This window comes from Mycobacterium sp. TH-M82, from assembly GCF_057473605.1.
The window spans coordinates 1-2,576 of the sequence record NZ_JBYCKY010000228.1; the positions used below are offsets into that span (position 1 = coordinate 1).

Sequence of the window (2,576 nt, forward strand, 5' to 3'; positions counted from 1 at the left end):
GCGAGTTCGGCGTCCAACCAATCACGCAGCATCGCCACTCGGCGCCGGCCCGGCGGATCCTCCGGCAGCCACTCGCGCGTCAGCCGCCCGGCGCCGAGCGGCAACGACAACGCCACCTCGGGCTCCTCGTCCACGCCGTTGCACAACTCCAGCGAGCCGCCCCCGATGTCAAGGTTGATGATCCGTCCCGCGCTCCACCCGAACCACCGGCGCACCGCCAGGAAGGTCAACCGGGACTCGTCCTCCCCGCGCAGCACCTGCAGCTCGACGCCGGTCTCGGTGCGCACCCGAGTCAGCACGCTCTCGGAGTTGGACGCGTCCCGCACCGCCGAGGTGGCGAAGGCCATCAGCTCCGTACAGCCCGAACTCGCAGCGATCTTGGCGAACTCGTCGATGGTCGACAACAGCTTGTCGGCGCCGCGCCGGGTGATCTTGCCCGAACTGTCGGTGTTTTCGGCCAGCCGCAGGGCGGCCTTGGTCGAGCTCATCGGGGTGGGATGACCGCCCCGGTGTGCATCCACCACCAGCAGGTGGACGGTGTTGCTGCCGACGTCGAGCACGCCTAATCGCACAAAACACAATTTAACCAGGAACGCGGGCGGGTGAAACTCTGGTCTAGCGTGGGATTCTGTGACATCCCTACCTGCTACTCACCCGGGCTCCCACACACAAGAAGTCGACCCGGACTTTCCCCGCGAATGGGTGGAGTTCTACGACCCGGACAATACCGAGCATCTGATCGCCGCCGACCTGACCTGGCTGCTGTCGCACTGGACTTGCGTGTTCGGCACCCCGGCCTGTCGGGGCATCGTCGCGGGCCGGCCCGATGACGGATGTTGTTCGCACGGCGCATTTTTGTCCGACGACGACGACCGCGTCCGGCTCGACGCGGCCGTAGCCCAGCTGACCGACGACGATTGGCAGTTCCGCAGCAAGGGGTCAGGACGCAGGGGCTACCTGGAACTCGACGAGAACGAGGGTGAGCAACAGTTGCGCACCCGCACGCATATGGGTGGGTGCATCTTCTTGAACCGGCCCGGGTTCACCGGCGGCGCCGGGTGCGCGTTGCACATCAAAGCGGTCCGGCTCGGGGTGCACCCGATGACCATGAAGCCGGACGTCTGCTGGCAGCTGCCGATCCGGCGCAGTCAGGAATGGGTGACCCGCCCGGACGGCAGCGAGATCCTCAAGACCACCATCACCGAATTCGACCGGCGGGGTTGGGGTCCCGGCGGCGCCGACCTGCACTGGTTCTGCACCGGCGATCCGGCCGCCCATGTCGGCGCCAGGCAGGTGTGGCAGAGCATGGCCGTCGAACTCACCGAGTTGCTCGGCGAGAAGGCCTACGCGGAGCTGGCCGCAATCTGCCAGCAGCGTCACGAACGGGGCCTGGTGGCTGTGCATCCGGCGACCACACTGGCCCAGCGGGCCCAGCAGCACCAGCAGGAACAACCGGGTCGCTCCCGGTAGCCCACCCGACTTCGCACCCCGGTGCCGTTTCGGTCGCGGTCTACGACGCGCAGAGCGGTCTGGTCGCCGGGCCCGATGGCACGGTGTACTCACTGCAAGACTCGACCGACATCGGCGCCGACGGCTGGAAGGCGATGCTGGCGCCCGTGGGCTGAGGTGTCTGATGTGTCAACCTGGGTCGGCGGCGAGTCGACCGACCCGGCCGTCGGCGCAATCGGTATGCTGGCGCTAGGCATTCCGGGAATTCCGGATGAATCATTAACACCAATGGAGTTGTATAGTGCCTAAAGCCAAGGTCCAGAACGTGGATGTGGAGCCAGACGGCGATGTTCATGACGAACTTACGACAGAAACCCACGACGACCTTGATGCGCTGAACGGCCACGAAGTTAGCGAACCGGTTGTCCTTGAGGCACGCAAACTTCACAAATCATTCGGCAGCGGCGCCACGAGCACGCCCGTGCTTAACAATATCGATCTGCAAATACATCGAGGCGAGTTCGTAGCGTTAGTCGGACCTTCGGGATCGGGAAAGTCGACGCTGCTGAGTATCCTCGGGCTTTTGGATCTCCCGACAAGCGGTGACGTTCTAGTGAACGGGGAGAGCGTCGCTCAGCTGTCGCGTCGGCGACTGGCCGCCGTCCGATGTCGGACAATCGGATATGTATTCCAAGCGTTCAATCTCCTGGCCGGCTTATCTGTCGTCGAGAATGTGATGCTCCCCGGATTGCTGGCCGGTAAATCGGGTCGTGCTCAACACGAGCGCGCAATGACCTTACTGGATCAGGTCGGGCTTGCTAAGTTGGGCAGACGAGTGCCCGCGGAATTGTCCGGCGGCGAGCAGCAACGCGTGGCCGTGGCGCGGGCATTGTTCATGACACCCGATGTGATACTCGCCGACGAACCCACCGGCAACCTGGATACCCATAACGGCCGCAAAGTCATCGACGCTCTCTACAGCCTGAATTCATCAGGTCAAACGATCGTCCTGGTAACCCATGATCAGTCAATCGCCGACGACGCCCCCCGGCTGATCTCCCTTCTCGACGGTGAGATCGAAGCCGACAGCGGCCAGGTCCAACTACCTCGCGATCTGGCATGGCTCG

At 64.1% G+C, this 2,576-nt stretch carries 3 protein-coding genes; 2 read left to right on the plus strand and 1 reads right to left on the minus strand.

Annotation, left to right across the window (positions count from 1 at the left end):
• On the minus strand, positions 1-572 hold a 572-nt coding region (locus AC2VON_RS06760; RefSeq protein ID WP_486952250.1), incomplete at its 3' end, for a Ppx/GppA family phosphatase.
• A gap of 58 nt (positions 573-630) precedes the next feature.
• Here AC2VON_RS06760 and AC2VON_RS06765 point away from each other — a divergent pair.
• A complete protein-coding gene (locus tag AC2VON_RS06765; RefSeq protein WP_486952251.1) occupies positions 631-1,470 on the plus strand; it encodes a DUF3109 family protein in 840 nt (279 codons plus the stop codon).
• 280 nt (positions 1,471-1,750) lie between these two features.
• A partial coding sequence (locus tag AC2VON_RS06770) for an ABC transporter ATP-binding protein (protein WP_486952252.1) occupies positions 1,751-2,576 on the plus strand: 826 nt, incomplete at its 3' end.